Source organism: Sulfitobacter sediminis (genome assembly GCF_040811725.1).
Classification (GTDB): Bacteria; Pseudomonadota; Alphaproteobacteria; order Rhodobacterales; family Rhodobacteraceae; genus Sulfitobacter; species Sulfitobacter sediminis.
Genome location: NZ_JBFNXX010000006.1, coordinates 237196 through 251884, shown reverse-complemented (window position 1 = coordinate 251884; position 14689 = coordinate 237196). Strand labels below are relative to the sequence as shown.

Genomic DNA, 14689 nt, shown 5'->3' with positions numbered 1-14689 from the left:
GTCAGTTCAGCACGATGACGCCGGTGTCCTTGGACTTGTGCTCGGGCTCGACGTGGATGGTGACGCGGGTGTTGGGCAGCACGCGGGCGATGCCCGCCTCGATCCGGTCGCAGATTTCATGGGCGTCGTAGACGGTCATTTCGGCAGGCACGACGAGGTGGAATTCGATGAAATTGGCGCTGCCCGCGTGGCGGGTCTTGAGGTCGTGCGCCTCGACCGCGCCTTGCGCCTCGGCGGCGATGACCTCCTCGATCAGGGTGAGGGTGCCGTCGGAGAGGGCCTCGTCCATCAGGCCGCTGAGGGATTCCTTAACCACGCGGGAGCCTGACCAGAGGATGTTGACGGCCACCACGGCGGCCATGAGCGGATCGAGCAGCCACCAGCCTGTGAGCATGGCCAGAAGGACACCGACCGCGACCCCGACGGAGGTGTAGACATCGGTCCAGAGATGCTTGCCGTCGGCCACCAGCGCAGGGGAAACTAGGCGTCTGCCCTGACGGACAAGGACAAAGGCCCAGACGCCGTTGATCGCGGTGGCAAGGCCGTTGATCGCCAGCCCTTCGATGGGCGCATCGAGGGGCACGGGGGCGAGCAAGCCGTGGAAAGCCTCGCGCAGGATGAAGAGGGCGGCGAGGATGATCATCACCCCTTCGAGCACGGCGCTGAAGAATTCTGCCTTGTGATGGCCGAAGGGGTGCGTGGCGTCGGCGGGCCGAGCCGCGACGCGGATCGCAACAAGGGCGGCGAAGGCGGTGGCGAGGTTGACGGTGCTTTCTAGCGCATCGGAAAGCAGGGCGACCGACCCGGTCAGCCACCACGCCAACGTCTTGAGCCCCAGAACGAGGATGCCGATGATCAGGCTGCCAGCGGCAAGTTTGAGGGCGGTGGGCATGAGCGGTCCCCTTTGGTCGCGCCGGGAATAACGGCTGGGACAGGGAGGCTCAAGCGGATGGCTGATTCACTGCGGCAATGGTCGACCGCTAACCCGCGGGGATGTCGGAGAGCCTGAACACCTCAACCGGTTCGCGGATGCCCTTGAGGGTGACCTCTCCGGTGGTGACCGAGGGGAAATCGTCTTCTACCGCGATGGCGGCGCGGGTGCTGAGGAGGATTTCGCCGTCCTCGGCCATTTCGCAGAGGCGCGAGGCCAAGTTGATCGCGGTACCGGACGCGGTGTAGTCCGAGCGGCCCTCGTAGCCCACCATGCCGACCGTGGCATAGCCCATGGAGACGCCGACGCCAAAGCCCAACCGGAAGCCCATGCGTTTCCAGTCCCTGCCAAGCTCGGCCATACGGGTGCGCATGGCGATGGCGAGGCGGACGGCGTCGCCCGCCGGATCGTCGCAGGGGATCGGATCGTTGAAAAGCACCATGATCCCGTCGCCCATGCGGTGATCGACGCCCGCGCCGTGGGCGTTGATCAGCTTGCCCATCTCTTCGTGGTAGGTTTGCAGGACCTCGATGGTCTCTTCGGGCTCCGCCGTTTCGCAGAAGGCGGTGAAACCGCGGATGTCGCAGAAGAGAACGCCGAGCAGGGCGCGGTGGCTTTTCAGCATGCTGTCGGAGCCGGAGGAGACCACGGTATCCGCCACTGCGGCGGGCAGGAAGCGCTTTAGCTTGCCCATGCGCTCGATCTCGCCCACCTGTTCTGTGACGCGGTTGCCAAGCTCGGCGTTGAGGGTTTCGAGGGCCCTGAACTGGCGGACGTTTTCGATGGCGATGACGGCCTGGGCGGCGAAGGTCTGGACGAGGGCCACCGCATCCTCGGTGAAGAGGCCCGGTTCTGAACGGTGCAGGTTGATCGCCCCGAGCGCGCCCCGCGCATCGAGAAGCGGCACGCTGAGCATGGAGCGGTGGCCCTGTTTGTCGACCATCATCCGGAAGCTGAGTTCGCCCTTCCTGTAGCCGTCGGTTTCCTTGATATCCGCGACGTTCATTGGGGCACCGTCGCAGATCGCCGCCGCCGAAACGTGCACCTTGGGGTCCATTTCCATCGGGGTCTGGTTGATCAGCCTAATACGTTCCGGGACGGTTGCCTGACGGGCGGGATCCGCGTGGCTGAGTGCCGCGAGTTTCAGGTGCGCATCGTCGGGCCGCCCCAGCATGAGCGCGGCGGTGTCGGCTCCGCAAAGTTGGCGGGCGTTGCGCAGGACGGTTTCGAAAACGGGGCTTTCGTCGTCGCGGCTTTGGCTGATCACCTGAAGGATTTCCGAGGAGGCGCGTTCGCGGGCCAGACGTTCCTGCACCTCGCGGAACTGGCGGACGTTCTCGATGGCGATGACGGCCTGCGCGGCGAAGGTTTCCAACAGGGTGATCTCGTCGTGCGAGAAGGCTTTGACCTCGCGGCGGAAGAGGGTGATGCAGCCTGTTGCTGCTTCATCCAGCAGGAGCGGGACGCAGAGGATCGTCCGCATCCCTTCCTCTTCGACCATGGCGACGCGACCTGGGTCGCGCTGGCGGTAGAGGTCGGTATCCGTGAGGTCCTCGATGTGGACAACCTGCGCCGTGCGCATGGCGACCGACGGTACCAGTTGGTTGTCCAGCGGTCTTGGCTTGCTGCCAACAGAGAGGTGGCGCAGCCCTTCGCCGAAATGCGCCACCAGGTGCCAATGGTGGCCCGCCGCGTCGAGAAGGCAGAGGTTTGCCAGGGGTGCGCCGGAAAGATGAGCAGCGTTCTTTAGAATGATATCGAAGACCGGGGCTGGGTCCGTGCGCGAGGCGCTGATCACTTGCAGGATTTCGCGCGATGCCCGCTCACGTTCCAGCCGGGTTTGCACCTCGCGGAACTGCCGGACGTTCTCGATGGCGATGACGGCCTGCGCGGCGAAGGTCTCAATAAGGTCGATTTCGCCCTTGCTGAAAGGAGCCAGTTCGTAACGGCTGAGGGCGATGACGCCAAAGGCCTTGCCCTGAAGCATGAGCGGCACGCAGAGCCGCGAGCGCAGGCCTTCGTCGTCGACCATGCGCAGGTATGTCGGATCACCGGCGAGGTAGGGCGCGCTTTGCGTCATGTCGGCGATGTGGATCGTCCGGGCCTCGCGGAAGGCCTGCGAGATCGGCAGCGGGTCCGCGACCGCCCATTCCCGCGTCTCGGCAAGGTCGATACGGATTAATCCACGATGCGCACGGATACGGTAGTGCGTCCCCGTCGGGGTCAACAGCATAAGTGCGGCATCCGGTACGTTGCAGAGCTGCGAGGCCTTCTGGAGGATCGCGTCGAAGACCGGCCCCTCGTCATCGGGGCTTTGGCTGATGACTTGCAGGATCTCGCGCGTCGCGGCCTCGCGTTCCAGGCGGGTTTGCACCTCGTGGAACTGGCGCACGTTGTCGATGGCGATGACGGCCTGGGCGGCAAAGGTCTGGACCAGGTGGATTTCCTCGGGGCTGAACGCCCTGGGTTCGGGCCGCGAGAGGGTGATGTTGCCAAAGGCGACGCTGTCGCGCATCAGGGGCACGCTGAGATGGGCGCGCACACCTTCCACGTCCACGAGCTTGCGCCGCCCTTCGTGCCCTGAACGGTAAAGGTCGGTATCCTTCATGTCGGGAATATTCTGCACCTTGCCTTCGCGGACGGCGGCGCACATGACGAGCGGTTCGTTCAGATCGAAAGTGGTTCCGTCTGGAAAAGCGCCGTGGTTCGTCCCCGGTCCGTTCCTGACAATTGTGAGCATCGTCCGCGCGTCATCAACAAGCTGCAGGCCGCTGCCGGTGGCGTTGCAGAGGCGTTCGGCGTTGGCGAGGATCACGTCAAAGACGGGACCATCGTCATCGCGGCTTTGGCTGATGACCTGAAGGATTTCCCGTGTCGCGGCTTCTCTTTCCAGCTGGGTCTGCAATTCGCGGAACTGGCGGACATTCTGTATCGCGATGACCGCCTGTCCGGCAAATGTGTCGACCAGCCGGATTTCATCGTCGGCGAACGGGCTGACCTCGCGACGGCTGAGCACGATGATACCGATGCATGTCGTTCCTTTGACAAGCGGTACCGAGATGCGTGTTCGCAGCCCTTCCTCGTCGACAAGCTGAACCATGTCGGCCTCGCCTGCCAGATAGGCCGACGATTGGCTGAGGTCCTCGTCCTGTACCGTGCGCGCTTGTGCGATGGCCTGCCCCAGACCTGTCAGTTCGGCGGAAAGGTCCATTGGCCAAGTCTGGCCGATATTCAACGCCCGCCGCGTCAATCCGTGATAGGCCGCAAGGGACAATTCGGTCTGGCTTTCGTTGACAAGCAACAGCCATGCCATCGGTGCGTTGCAAAGTTTCGCTGCACTGGACAGGATCGCGTCGAAGACCGGCCCCTCGTCTTCGCGGCTTTGGCTGATGACGTCGAGGATGTTGCGCATCGCCGCTTCGCGCTCGTGCCCACGCGCGAGGTCGGCCAGCAGATGTTCGAGATCTGCATCCTCAGCCAACGCCTGTCCCCTTTCCCCGGATTGCTTTCGCAAGCTTAGGCAGGACGGACTGTGGTGGCTAGGAAAATGCGCGGTGCGTTGGCCAGTAAGCTGTTCCGCCCGTTACCTCTTGCCCCGGTCGGTCCAGAGCACCTTGCCGTCCGAGGCTTCCATCCCCGGCGGGTTGCCAAAGGCGGCGCGGTAGCTTTTTGAGAAATGCGACAGGGACTGGAAGCCGCAGGCGACGCAGACGTCTGTCACGCTGAGGTCCGTCTGGCGCAGCAGGTTGCGGGCCTTCTCAAGGCGCAGGTGGAGGTAGTGGCGCTTGGGCGAGGTCTTGAGGTACTTCGCGAAAAGCCGTTCGAGCTGCCGGGTCGACAGGCCCACGACGTTCGAGATTTCTTCTGGGCGCAGCGGGTCTTCGAGGTTGTTCTCCATGATCTGCAAGGCCAGCAGCAGCTTGGGGTTGCGTACCTCGGGGCGGGATTGCAGCGACATGCGCTGGCCCTGGGAATGCGCGCGCGGGACGGTATAGACCATCTGGTCGGCCACCCAGGCGGCAAGTTCGGGGCCGTAGTCGTTGTGGACGCGCGACAGCATCATGTCCATCGACGCGGCCCCGCCCGCGGTGGTGAAGATGCGCCCGTCGACGGTGTAGAGCGTGTCTTCCATGATCACGTCGGGCAGCATCTCGGCCAGGGCGGTCTTGTATTCCCAATGGGTCGTCACGCGCTTGCCGCCGATGAGCCCCGCCAGCGCCAGGGTGTAGGTGCCAGAGGAGAGCGCGCCGAAATCCATCCCCTTGCGGGTCTGACGGCGGAGCCAGCTCAGCACGGCCTTGGTGCTGCCCTCACCCGCGCGTTCGCCTGCGCAGACGACGAGCGTTTCGTCGCGGTCCAGCTCGGTCAGGGCGCTGTCGACGGCGATGCGCACGCCGTTGTAGGCGCTGACCGGCGCGCCGTCTTCGGAGATCAGCCGCCAGGCGTAGAACTTGCGCCCGGAGGGATGGTGATTGGCCAGCGACAGGCAGTCGAGCGCGCAGGAGAAGCCCAAGGTGGAAAAACCCGGGATCAGCAGAAAGGCGTAGGCCCTCGTTTCGGTGTCATGCGCGGCGGTCATGGGGCGCAGTAAGACACGGAACAGTCCGCCGGGTGCCGTTGATCTGCGGCATTAGATGTCGTGATCAGGCCCTCGACTGGCGCGAGAGCTGCACGGCGAGGATACCGGCGGTGATGATCAGTACACCAAGGATGTCGCGGCCGCCCAGCGGTTCGGAGAGCAGGAGCGCGGCGATGGCGACGCCGAAGAATGGATTGAGGAAGTGGAAGGTGGCGGCGCGGGTAGCGCCGATGCGGTTAACGAGCCAGAACCAGATGATCGTCGCGGCAAGGCCGGGGATGAGGCAGGTGTAGGTGAAGGCCAGCAGCAGTGGCAGCGTGGGGTTGATGCGAGGTGTTTCGAAGGCGAGCGTGGCGAGGGCAATGGCCACGCAGCCCACCAGCATCTGCAGCCCGACGATCATCAGGAAATTGCCGCCCGAGGTTGCGCCGCGCACCAGCAGCGTCGCGGCTGTCAGGGCGATGACACCGACGACGCAGAGGCCGACGCCGACCATGTCGACGTCGCCACCGCCAAGCCGTGCGCCCATGATGATCGCGACGCCGATAACACCCGCCACCAGCCCCGCGATGCCCAGCGGCTTGAGCCGTTCGCCCAGCAGGACCCAGGCGGCGAAGCCGACAAGCAGCGGCATCGTCGAGGCGATGATCGCGGCGAGCGATGCCTGTACGGTTTGCATCGCGACGAAGTTGAGGCCGAGGTAGATCGCGTTTTGAAGAATGCCGAAGATGATCGTCGCGCGCCACTGGGCGGGGGTGAGGCGCATGGACTGTCCGAGGGCGAAGGCGATGCCGACGCCGAGCAGCCCCGAGACCAGGTAGCGGATGGAGAGCGCGAAGAGCGGCGACATGTCGGCCACGATGATCCGCGCGGAGGTGAAGGCAGAAGACCACATGAGGGCAAAGATGAGGCCCAGGAAAATTGCGCGGATGTCCATGGTGAGATTGCGTCCCTTCGTCAGCGGACCATTTCACCAGATTGCGCGAAAGGGCAAGGGGCGGCCCCTACTTCGGTGACGCGTTCGGAAGCCGCGGTTCTTCGGCTTTATCCCTCGTTGCGTCGGGCTGTTCCCTCGGATTGATTTCCGGTCTGCCGCGCATCCCCGAAATCAATGACCAGTCGGCTGCCGTCACCTGTCAGGCTAGCGTCGCTGTTGCCGCCAAGGCTGGAGACGGCGGCGTTGACAAGGCTGAGACCGATGCCGTCGTTCCGGCCGGTGGGCGTTCCTTCGCTTTCTCCGCCGATGCCGTTGTCGGTGCATTCCAGGCGGTAGGTGCCGGGTTTCGACACTGTGAGGGCGACAGAAATCTCGCCGGGCATTCCATCGGGAAAGGCGTGCTTGATGGAGTTTGCGACAAATTCGCTGATGATCATCGCAAGGTTCGCCGCCTGATCGGAGCGCATGACGATATCGGCGAATTCGGTGCGGAACGAGATGTTCTCGGGCGCCGTTTCCTGAAGCAGGTGCATGACACGCTCACGATAGGTACCGGTGTCGATCGTGTCGCGACCGTCCGAGCCCTGCAGTTCGAGGTGCAGTTCGGCCATGGCGTCGATGCGCCGCTGGATGGCGCCCAGTGCCTCGAGCGCCGTGGGGTCGGTGATCGTGCGTGTATAGACCCGGACGATGGCGGACATTGATTGCAGCGAGTTCTTGACCCGGTGATCGGCCTCGGACTGCAGGATCGCCTGATTGCGCAGCGCGACGCGGAGCTCGAGCTGCTTCATCACCTGGCGCGACAGCACCTTGAGTGCGGTGCGCTGCATGTCGGTGAGCTCAAGCGGTTTGCGGTCCAGCACGCAGAGCGTACCCATCGGCAGACCGTTTGCCGCGATAAGCGGCGCCCCCGCGTAGAAACGCACGCCATCGTCCCCCATCGTCAGGGGATTGTCGGCCGTCCGGGGGTCTGCCTTCAGATCGCTGATCTCGAACAGATCGCCGTTCAGGATGGCGTGGCTGCAGATGGATTCCTCGAGCGAGGTTTCAGGCTTGTCAAAGCCGACCTTGGCCTTGAACCACTGGCGGTCTTCGTCAAGCAGGCTGATGAGTGAAATGGGCGTGCCGCAGATCTGCGAGGCCAGTTCGACGATCTCGTTGAAATCATCTTCGGCCTCGGTATCGAGGATGTCGTAGTCCTGCAACGTCCTGAGACGCTCTGCATTCATAGGGTGAAGATCAGCACGCATCCCACGCGTCCCCCTGTGCATTCCAAATCGAGCGTCCCTATAGGCCGACGTAAGCCGTTACTTGTGCATGTCCACTAAATAGTCACGAAAAAATGGACCGCCCTGCGGCGGCCCATTCTGTTGTAACGCAAGTCGCGGCCGGCTTAGCCGTTGACACTGTCCTTGAGCGCCTTGGCGATGGTCATCTTGACGACCTTGTCCGCCTCTTTCTTGAACTGCTCGCCGGTCGCCGGGTTGCGCACCATGCGCTCGGGACGCTCGCGGCAGTAGATCTTGCCCACGCCGGGAAGGGTCACGGCACCGCCGTTCGACACTTCCTTGGTGATGATGCCGGTGATCGCGTCGAGCGCTGCCGACGCGGATTTCTTGTCAGAGCCCATCTCTTCTGCAAGTGCTGCAACGAGCTGAGTCTTTGTCATTGGTTTTGCCATTTTTCTTTCTCCTTAGACCGCCCGATCTTGGGCCTCCTGCAGGGAAAGTAACGGTATGTTGTGGAGGAACACAACGAATATTGCGCCCGAAAACGCGAAAAACAGCTATTTTGTTGGGTTTTTCGCGGTTTTCGGCCGGTCAGAGGAACGCCGTCTCGTCAAAAGAGCGCAATTTCCGGCTGTGGATGCGTTCCAGCGGGGTGGAGCGGAGGAGTTCCATTGCGCGGATTCCGATCATCAGATGCCTTGAAACCTGTGTTTTATAGAAGTCCGAGGCCATGCCGGGGAGCTTGAGTTCGCCGTGCAGGGGCTTGTCGGAGACGCATAGGAGGGTGCCATAGGGAACGCGGAAGCGGTAGCCGTTGGCGGCGATAGTGGCACTTTCCATGTCCAGCGCGATGGAGCGGGATTGCGACAGGCGCTGGACGGGGCCGGATTGGTCGCGGAGTTCCCAGTTGCGGTTGTCGATGGTGGCCACGGTGCCGGTGCGCATGATGCGTTTCAGCTCGTAGCCTTCAAGCCGGGTGACCTGGGCCACGGATTTCTCCAGCGCGATCTGGATCTCGGCGAGTGCCGGGATCGGAGTCCAGACCGGCAGGTCGTCGTCGAGCACGTGGTCTTCGCGCAGATAGGCGTGAGCGAGAACGAAGTCGCCCAGTTGCTGGGTGTTCCGGAGGCCCGCGCAGTGGCCGACCATGACCCAGGCGTGGGGGCGCAGGACGGCGATGTGGTCGGTCGCCGTTTTCGCGTTGGACGGGCCGACGCCGATGTTCACCAGCGTGATGCCCGAGCCGTCCGCGCGCTTGAGGTGGTAGGTGGGCATCTGCGGCATCTTCATCGTTTCGGGGATGGGCGTGTCGCCGTCGGTGATCTCGACATTGCCGGTGGAGACGAAGGAGGTGTAGCCGCTGTCGGGATCGGCAAGCTGAGTGCGGGCGTAGTCTTCGAATTCGGAGACGTAGAACTGGTAGTTCGTGAAAAGAACGTAGTTCTGGAAATGCGCGGCATCGGTGGCGGTGTAATGGCTGAGCCGCGCCAGAGAGTAATCGATGCGCTGGGCGGTGAAGGGAGCGAGCGGGCGGACGCCCTCGGGAGCGGTGTAGGTACCGTTCACGATGTCGTCGTTGGTTGTCGACAGGTCCGGCACGTCGAAGATATCGCGCAGGGTGAAATCGGCCGCCCCTTCTTGCGGGATGCTGGCGGCGGTGTCGCCGGTCACGGCGAAATGCACGGGGATGGGCGTGTCGGAGGGGCCGATGATCACGGGCTGGTCGTGGTTGCCGATCAGCAGGCCGATCTGCTGGATCAGGTAGTTTCGGAAAAGGTCGGGCCGCGTGATCGTCGCGGCGAAGGTGCCGGGCGAAGAGACATGGCCGAAGCTGAGGCGGCTGTCGACGCGGGCGTAGGACGAGGTGCGGAAGCGGACCTCGGGGTAGAAGGCGCGGATGCGGGTCGCTTCGGGCGGGTTTTCCAGCACGCGTTGGAAATGGTCGCGCAGGAAGGTGCAGGCCTGGGTGTAAAGCTGGGTCAGCCTGTCGACGGCGGCGGTGGCGTCGGTGAAGGCCTCGGGCGCGGGGGCGTCCGGGGTGAGGATCTTGGTCATGTTTGGGACTCTAGCACGGGGATGAAGTCGAATGTGCGCACGTCGACGAGGCCGAGGTCGGAAATGCGCAGTTCGGGGATGACGACGAGGGCGAGGAGCGAATGCTGCATGTAGGCGTTGTTGAGCGTGCAGCCGCAGTCCTGCATGGCTTGCAGAAGCTGGTCGGCCTTGGCGGCGACCTCGGCGGCGGGCTGGTCGGACATCAGCCCTGCGATGGGGAGTTCGACAAGGGCCAGTTCCTCGCCGTCCTTGAATAGCGTGACGCCGCCCCCGACCGCGCGGAGGCGGTTGGCGGCAAGGGCCATCTGTTCGGCGTCGGTGCCGACGACGATCATGTGGTGGCTGTCGTGGGCGACGGTGGAGGCCATGGCCATGCGGCCCTGATAGCCAAAGCCGGAGACGAAGGCGTTGATGACGCCGCCGGTCGCGCGGTGGCGTTCGACGAGGGCGATCTGGGCGACTTCTCCGGTGGGCTGGACGTGGCCGTCGGTGACGGGGAGTTCGAATTTGAGGGCCTTGGTGGGGGCCTGGTTTTCGACGACGCCGATGACGTTGGCGGTGACGGCGTTGGCGCCCTTGGGGGCGTCGATGCGGAAGTCGGCGGCGGAGAGGTCGCGGGCGATGTTGACGGTGGTGCGGGCCTCCTCGGGCCAAGCGTAGTGCGGGCAGTCGACCGTCACGCGGCCCTCCTCGGCAACGATCTGACCGCGTGCGATGACCATCTCGATAGGGAGCGTGGAAAGGTCCGAGGTGAGAATCACGTCGGCGCGGCGGCCCGGAGTGATCGAGCCGATTTCGCGTTCGAGGCCGAAGTGGGTGGCGGTGTTGATCGTGGCCATTTGCAGGGCAACGAGCGGATCACAGCCGCAGTCGATGGTGTGACGTACCACGCGATTCATGTGGCCGTCGTTGACCAGCGTGCCGGAGTGGCAATCGTCGGTGCAGAGGATCATGTTGCGGGGGTCAAGGCCGCGTTCGGTGATCGCGGTGATCTGGGATTCGACGTCGTACCAGGCGGAGCCGAGGCGGATCATGGAGCGCATGCCCTGGCGCATCCGGGCCATGGCGTCCGCTTCGCAGGTGCCCTCGTGATCGTCCGCAGGGCCGCCTGCGACATAGGCCGCGAAAGCGGGGCCGAGGTCGGGCGAGGCGTAGTGACCGCCCACCGTCTTGCCGGCACGCTGGGTGGCGGCGATTTCGGCGAGCATCTGGGGGTCGGCGTTCGACACACCGGGGAAGTTCATCATCTCGCCTAGCCCGATGATACCGGGCCATGTCATGGCCTCGGCCACGTCTTCGGCGGTGATCTCGAAACCGGTGGTTTCCATGCCGGGCGCTGAAGGGGCGCAGGACGGCATCTGGGTGAAGATGTTGACGGGCTGCATGAGGGCCTCGTCGTGCATCATGCGGACGCCCTTGAGGCCGAGGACATTGGCGATCTCGTGTGGGTCGGTGAACATGCTGGTCGTGCCGTGGGGGATGACCGCGCGGGCGAACTCGGCGGGGGTGAGCATGCCGCTTTCGATGTGCATGTGGCCGTCGCAGAGGCCGGGGATCATGTAGCGTCCGTTTGCTTCGATGATCTGGGTGTTGGGGCCTTTGCAGTGCGAGGCGTCCGGGCCGACGAAGGCGATGCGCCCCTTCGCGATGGCGATGTCGTGGCCGGGCAGGGTTTCGCGGGTGTGGACGTTGACCCAGACGCCGCCGGTGACGATCGTGTCTGCGGGCGCGCGGCCTGCGGCGACGTTGACCAGATGGGGGGCGACGTCAGCCCATGAGGGGAAAGTGTCTTGCGTCATGGTTATAGGTGGCACAGGGTTTCATCGGGTTCAAGCGGGAGAGGTGCGATGGACTACGATACAGTCGGGGCTGAGGATTTCGGCGCGTCGCTGCGCGGTATTGGGCTGAACCTGCTGGTGCGGGACGTGGGGCGCGAAGTCACCTTTCTGGAGAAGGTGTTCGGGATGAAAGCATTCCAGCCGACGGCGGATTTCGCGATCATGCGTCACGGGGACGTGGTGTTTCAGCTGCATTCGGACGGCACGTATCACTCCCATCCGCTGCTGGGGCTGTTGCCGGAGAGCCCGCCGCGGGGGGCGGGGATCGAGATACGGCTTTACGACACGGACCCCGACGCCGCCTGTGCCGTGGCGGAGGCGGCAGGCGGGACGGTGCTGGAAGAAGCGACCGACAAGCCGCATGGGCTGCGCGAGGCGTTCATCCTGTGCGAGAACGGCTATGCCTGGGTGCCGAGCCGGGTCAAGGACGGGATGTGAACTGGGCGGCGCTCTGGGCGGAGGGCTTTCCGATTCCGGCACATGCGCTGGCTGCGGTGGGCGCGCTGGGCATTGGAACGGTTCAGTTGCTGACGCCAAAGGGCACAACGGTGCACCGTGTTCTGGGCAGAGCCTGGGTGCTGGCGATGGGTTTTGTGGCGGTCAGCAGTTTCATTATCTATGAACTGCGGCTGATTGGGCCGTTCAGCCCGATACACCTGCTGTCGATCTATACGATTGGCAGCCTTTTCGTGGGAGTCAGGGCGGCACGGCGCGGGAATATCTCGTTGCACAGGGCGACAATGCGCAGCCTCTACTGGCTGGCGCTGGTGGTGGCCGGTCTCTTTACCCTGCTGCCGGGGCGGGTGATGCATTCGGTGGTCTTTGGCGTATAAGGTCGCAAACGGGCTGGACCGGCGGCGCCACCCATGCTGGACTGATCCCGCAACCGGGGAGGGACGGACATGAGTGTCACGCAGATGAAACCGAACATGGACCACTGGCAGGAGCGCGTGGACCTTGCCGCTGCCTTCCGGTGGACCGCACGGCTGAACATGCACGAGGGGGTCGCGAACCACTTCAGCCTCGCGGTGAACGACGATGGCACGCAGTTCCTGATGAACCCCAATCAGGCGCACTTCAGCCGGATCAAGGCGTCGGACCTGTTGCTGATCGACGCCAACGATCCCAAGACTCTGGAAGGACCGAACGCGCCTGACCCGACCGCCTGGGGGCTGCACGGGGGCGTGCACCGGGCCTGCGCCCATGCGCGCTGCGTCATGCATGTGCATTCGATCCATGCCACGGTGCTGGCCTGCCTGCAGGACAGCCGCCTGCCGCCGATCGACCAGAATTGCTGTAGCTTCTACAACCGGATCGTGATCGACGAGGAGTACGGTGGTCTGGCCTTCGAGGACGAGGGCGACCGCTGTGCGGCGCTGCTGACCGATCCGAAGAAGAAGGTGATGGTCATGGGCAGCCACGGGGTGATGGTGATCGGCGACACGGTCGCGGAGACTTTCAACCGGCTTTATTATTTCGAACGCGCGGCGGAAACGTATATCCGGGCGCTGCAGACCGGTATGCCCCTGCGCCGCATCCCCGACGATATCGCGGAAAAGACCGCGCAGCAGTTGGAGGAATACCCCGAACAGGATGCGCGGCATCTGGCAGAACTGAAGGCGATCCTGGATGCAGAGGGATCGGATTATGCGCGGTAGCGGCGATGGCCGGGCCTGAAGACCTCGCGCGCTTTGTCGAGGCGCAGGAGGGTGTCTATGACACGGTCCGCGCGGAACTGGGCGCTGGGCGCAAGGCTACCCATTGGATGTGGTTCATCTTTCCGCAGTTGCGCGGGCTGGGACGGTCCGAGACCGCACGGTTCTACGGTCTGCGGGATCTGGATGAGGCGCGAGCCTATGCCGGGCATCCCGTTCTGGGTCCGCGTCTGGCGGAATGTGCCTCGCTTGTGCTGGCGCACGCCGGCGTGCCGATTGCCGAGATCATGGGCAAGGTGGACGCGTTGAAGCTGCGGTCCTGCGCGACCCTCTTCGAGGCTGCGGCGCCCGGGGACGGAGTGTATTCGCGACTGTTGGAGACGTTCTACGCAGGCGAGCGCTGCGCGTTGACGCAGCAGGAAATCGGGGGGGCAACATGAGCGATATCGGCGGCGAAGCGGCGCGCTGGAACTTTCATCCGGGCGAGGTGCGGAACAACCCGCTTTTCGATTGGCCGCCTCGGCCGGGGGCGGTGTTGCGCTGGTACTCTGCCTACTGGCTGGTCATTTCGACTACCACGCTGTCGCTTGTCGTGGCGGCCTTGGGTATCTGGCTCTGGGCGCCGACCTTGGTGGAGGCGGCTGATCTGTCGTGGTCGTGGGTGGTGGCGATCTGGCTGGGGTTCCTGATCCCGCATACGCTTTTGGCAGGCGGGCTGCACCTTTGGCTTTACCGGGCGCGTGGGCAGGGGATCGAACGCAAGTACGACAAGCGCGGGCAGATCGCGAACAACGGGACATTCACCTTCCGCGATCAGGTCAGGGACAACATGTTCTGGTCGCTGGCCAGCGGGATCACCTTTGCCACGTTCTATACCTGCCTGTGGTTCTGGGCGGCTGGCAACGGCTGGGCCGCGACGACCACCTTTGCGGCGCAGCCCGTCTGGTACGTGATCTGGTTCGCGATCTTGCCGGCCTGGGGAAGCTTTCATTTCTACTGGGTCCACAGGGCGTTGCACTGGCCGCCGCTCTACAAGCGCGCCCATGCGTTGCATCATCGCAACGTGAATGTCGGGCCATGGTCGGGCATCTCGATGCATCCCATCGAACACGCGATCTATTTCTCGTCGCTGCTGATCCACTTCGTCGTCCCGACAAGCCCGATGCACATTCTCTTCCATGTCTATACCTTTACCCTGCACCCGATCTGTTCCCATTCGGGTTTCGACGGGCTGATCGCCTTGGGGCGCAAGCGGGTGCAGTTGGGCGATTTCTTTCACCAGCTTCACCACCGCTATTTCGAGTGTAATTACGGCACAGTGGAGATGCCATGGGACAGGTGGTTCGGCACCTTCCACGACGGGTCGGAGGGGGCGACGACGCGCACGCGCGCCTTCAAGAAGCAGATGTACACGAAATGAGCGCGCGCCAGCCTTGCTGCGATGCGACCGGGGTCCTGATCCGTT

General features: G+C 64.0%; 13 protein-coding genes. 5 read left to right on the top strand and 8 right to left on the bottom strand.

Annotated features, from left to right (window positions below; translation table 11 throughout):
* Position 1: 1 nt before the first annotated feature.
* The 8 genes from AB2B41_RS10650 to ade all read right to left on the bottom strand — a co-directional run bounded on the left by AB2B41_RS10650 (position 2) and on the right by ade (position 11530).
* On the bottom strand, positions 2-892 hold the full coding sequence (locus AB2B41_RS10650) for a cation diffusion facilitator family transporter (protein WP_367877767.1): 891 nt from the start codon (positions 890-892) through the stop codon (positions 2-4).
* A gap of 88 nt (positions 893-980) precedes the next feature.
* A complete protein-coding gene (locus AB2B41_RS10645) occupies positions 981-4412 on the bottom strand; it encodes a GAF domain-containing protein (RefSeq protein ID WP_367877766.1) in 3432 nt (1143 codons plus the stop codon).
* A gap of 102 nt (positions 4413-4514) precedes the next feature.
* Positions 4515-5510 carry a GlxA family transcriptional regulator gene (locus tag AB2B41_RS10640; RefSeq protein WP_367877765.1) on the bottom strand — a complete coding sequence of 332 codons (996 nt, stop codon included), beginning with the start codon at positions 5508-5510 and terminating at the stop codon, positions 4515-4517.
* A 64-nt stretch (positions 5511-5574) separates the two neighbouring features.
* Complete coding sequence (locus AB2B41_RS10635; protein WP_367877764.1) at positions 5575-6447, bottom strand: DMT family transporter; 873 nt, start codon at positions 6445-6447, stop codon at positions 5575-5577.
* Between the two features lie 107 nt (positions 6448-6554).
* Positions 6555-7697 carry a histidine kinase dimerization/phosphoacceptor domain -containing protein gene (locus tag AB2B41_RS10630; protein WP_367877763.1) on the bottom strand — a complete coding sequence of 381 codons (1143 nt, stop codon included), beginning with the start codon at positions 7695-7697 and terminating at the stop codon, positions 6555-6557.
* 143 nt (positions 7698-7840) lie between these two features.
* Entirely contained in the window at positions 7841-8128 is a 288-nt protein-coding gene (locus AB2B41_RS10625) for an HU family DNA-binding protein (RefSeq protein WP_367877762.1), read from the bottom strand.
* Between the two features lie 139 nt (positions 8129-8267).
* A complete protein-coding gene (locus AB2B41_RS10620) occupies positions 8268-9731 on the bottom strand; it encodes an AMP nucleosidase (RefSeq protein WP_367877761.1) in 1464 nt (487 codons plus the stop codon).
* A complete protein-coding gene (ade, locus tag AB2B41_RS10615) occupies positions 9728-11530 on the bottom strand; it encodes an adenine deaminase (RefSeq protein WP_367877760.1) in 1803 nt (600 codons plus the stop codon). The genes AB2B41_RS10620 and ade overlap by 4 nt, the downstream gene beginning before the upstream one ends.
* Before the next feature lie 48 nt (positions 11531-11578).
* Here ade and AB2B41_RS10610 point away from each other — a divergent pair, with 48 nt between their 5' ends.
* The 5 genes from AB2B41_RS10610 (at position 11579) to AB2B41_RS10590 (ending at position 14644) form a co-directional block, all read left to right on the top strand.
* A complete protein-coding gene (locus AB2B41_RS10610; protein ID WP_367877759.1) occupies positions 11579-12007 on the top strand; it encodes a VOC family protein in 429 nt (142 codons plus the stop codon).
* Positions 12004-12402 carry a DUF2306 domain-containing protein gene (locus AB2B41_RS10605; protein WP_367877758.1) on the top strand — a complete coding sequence of 133 codons (399 nt, stop codon included), beginning with the start codon at positions 12004-12006 and terminating at the stop codon, positions 12400-12402. The genes AB2B41_RS10610 and AB2B41_RS10605 overlap by 4 nt, the downstream gene beginning before the upstream one ends.
* A gap of 69 nt (positions 12403-12471) precedes the next feature.
* Positions 12472-13227 carry a class II aldolase and adducin N-terminal domain-containing protein gene (locus AB2B41_RS10600; protein ID WP_367877757.1) on the top strand — a complete coding sequence of 252 codons (756 nt, stop codon included), beginning with the start codon at positions 12472-12474 and terminating at the stop codon, positions 13225-13227.
* A gap of 5 nt (positions 13228-13232) precedes the next feature.
* On the top strand, positions 13233-13664 hold the full coding sequence (locus AB2B41_RS10595) for a DUF1810 domain-containing protein (protein WP_367877756.1): 432 nt from the start codon (positions 13233-13235) through the stop codon (positions 13662-13664).
* Entirely contained in the window at positions 13661-14644 is a 984-nt protein-coding gene (locus AB2B41_RS10590; RefSeq protein ID WP_367877755.1) for a sterol desaturase family protein, read from the top strand. Before AB2B41_RS10595 ends, AB2B41_RS10590 begins: the two co-directional genes overlap by 4 nt.
* Positions 14645-14689: the final 45 nt, after the last annotated feature.

Bases quoted from the DNA above. Each gene is read 5' to 3' on its own strand.
- AB2B41_RS10640 (WP_367877765.1), bottom strand. From the start codon at position 5,510: ATGACCGCCGCGCATGACACCGAAACGAGGGCCTACGCCTTTCTGCTG.
- AB2B41_RS10600 (WP_367877757.1), top strand. From the start codon at position 12,472: ATGAGTGTCACGCAGATGAAACCGAACATGGACCACTGGCAGGAGCGC.
- ade (WP_367877760.1), bottom strand. From the start codon at position 11,530: ATGACGCAAGACACTTTCCCCTCATGGGCTGACGTCGCCCCCCATCTG.
- AB2B41_RS10620 (WP_367877761.1), bottom strand. From the start codon at position 9,731: ATGACCAAGATCCTCACCCCGGACGCCCCCGCGCCCGAGGCCTTCACC.
- AB2B41_RS10625 (WP_367877762.1), bottom strand. From the start codon at position 8,128: ATGGCAAAACCAATGACAAAGACTCAGCTCGTTGCAGCACTTGCAGAA.
- AB2B41_RS10650 (WP_367877767.1), bottom strand. From the start codon at position 892: ATGCCCACCGCCCTCAAACTTGCCGCTGGCAGCCTGATCATCGGCATC.
- AB2B41_RS10590 (WP_367877755.1), top strand. From the start codon at position 13,661: ATGAGCGATATCGGCGGCGAAGCGGCGCGCTGGAACTTTCATCCGGGC.
- AB2B41_RS10610 (WP_367877759.1), top strand. From the start codon at position 11,579: ATGGACTACGATACAGTCGGGGCTGAGGATTTCGGCGCGTCGCTGCGC.
- AB2B41_RS10630 (WP_367877763.1), bottom strand. From the start codon at position 7,697: ATGCGTGCTGATCTTCACCCTATGAATGCAGAGCGTCTCAGGACGTTG.
- AB2B41_RS10595 (WP_367877756.1), top strand. From the start codon at position 13,233: ATGGCCGGGCCTGAAGACCTCGCGCGCTTTGTCGAGGCGCAGGAGGGT.
- AB2B41_RS10635 (WP_367877764.1), bottom strand. From the start codon at position 6,447: ATGGACATCCGCGCAATTTTCCTGGGCCTCATCTTTGCCCTCATGTGG.